1 rRNA gene (cut by a window edge) is annotated in these 1,648 nt (G+C 57.5%); it reads right to left on the bottom strand.

The window, feature by feature from the left end:
• Positions 1-1,591, bottom strand: a 23S ribosomal RNA gene (locus NLX94_RS38570) (it extends 1,632 nt beyond the left edge of the window).
• Between the last annotated feature and the right edge of the window lie 57 nt (positions 1,592-1,648).

Below are 1,648 nucleotides of genomic sequence, written 5' to 3'. Positions count from 1 at the left end.
TTCCCCGAAGGGTCCGGAACGGCTTCACGGGCTTAGCATCGCCTGATTCGATATTGGGCGTTTCAAAGCGGGTACCGGAATATCAACCGGTTGTCCATCGACTACGCCTGTCGGCCTCGCCTTAGGTCCCGACTTACCCTGGGCAGATCAGCTTGACCCAGGAACCCTTAGTCAATCGGCGCACACGTTTCTCACGTGTGTATCGCTACTCATGCCTGCATTCTCACTCGTGAACCGTCCACAACTAGCTTCCGCTGCTGCTTCACCCGGCACACGACGCTCCCCTACCCATCACAGCGGGCGTTGGCCCTATTGCTGCAATGACACGACTTCGGCGGTACGCTTGAGCCCCGCTACATTGTCGGCGCGGAATCACTTGACCAGTGAGCTATTACGCACTCTTTCAAGGGTGGCTGCTTCTAAGCCAACCTCCTGGTTGTCTCTGCGACTCCACATCCTTTCCCACTTAGCGTACGCTTAGGGGCCTTAGTCGATGCTCTGGGCTGTTTCCCTCTCGACCATGGAGCTTATCCCCCACAGTCTCACTGCCACGCTCTCACTTACCGGCATTCGGAGTTTGGCTAAGGTCAGTAACCCGGTAGGGCCCATCGCCTATCCAGTGCTCTACCTCCGGCAAGAAACACGTGACGCTGCACCTAAATGCATTTCGGGGAGAACCAGCTATCACGGAGTTTGATTGGCCTTTCACCCCTAACCACAGGTCATCCCCCAGGTTTTCAACCCTGGTGGGTTCGGTCCTCCACGAAGTCTTACCTCCGCTTCAACCTGCCCATGGCTAGATCACTCCGCTTCGGGTCTAGAGCGTGCAACTCAATCGCCCTATTCGGACTCGCTTTCGCTACGGCTTCCCCACACGGGTTAACCTCGCTACACACCGCTAACTCGCAGGCTCATTCTTCAAAAGGCACGCAGTCACGACCGTTGTTCCGAAGAACAACGGCGACGCTCCCACGGCTTGTAGGCACACGGTTTCAGGTACTATTTCACTCCGCTCCCGCGGTACTTTTCACCATTCCCTCACGGTACTATCCGCTATCGGTCACCAGGGAATATTTAGGCTTAGCGGGTGGTCCCGCCAGATTCACACGGGATTTCTCGGGCCCCGTGCTACTTGGGAGATGAGCAAGCAAGCCGCTGATGTTTCGTCTACGGGGGTCTTACCCTCTACGCCGGACCTTTCGCATGTCCTTCGACTACACCAACGGTTTCTGACTCGCCGACCGGCCGGCAGACCGATCAAGCTCATTCCCACAACCCCGCATGCGCAACCCCTGCCGGGTATCACACGCATACGGTTTGGCCTCATCCGGTTTCGCTCGCCACTACTCCCGGAATCACGGTTGTTTTCTCTTCCTGCGGGTACTGAGATGTTTCACTTCCCCGCGTTCCCTCCACATGCCCTATGTGTTCAGGCATGGGTGACAGCCCATGACGACTGCCGGGTTTCCCCATTCGGACACCCCCGGATCAAAGCTCAGTTGGCAGCTCCCCGGGGCCTATCGCGGCCTCTCACGTCCTTCATCGGTTCCTGGTGCCAAGGCATCCACCGTGCGCCCTTAAAAACTTGGCCTACAGATGCTCGCGTCCACTGTGTAGTTCTCAAGCAACGACCAGCCACCCATCACCC

It is taken from the genome of Streptomyces sp. TBY4, assembly GCF_024213195.1.
Classification (GTDB): Bacteria; Actinomycetota; Actinomycetes; order Streptomycetales; family Streptomycetaceae; genus Streptomyces.
The sequence above is the reverse complement of the archived record's forward strand: the minus strand, read 5'-3'. Positions and strand labels throughout refer to the sequence as shown.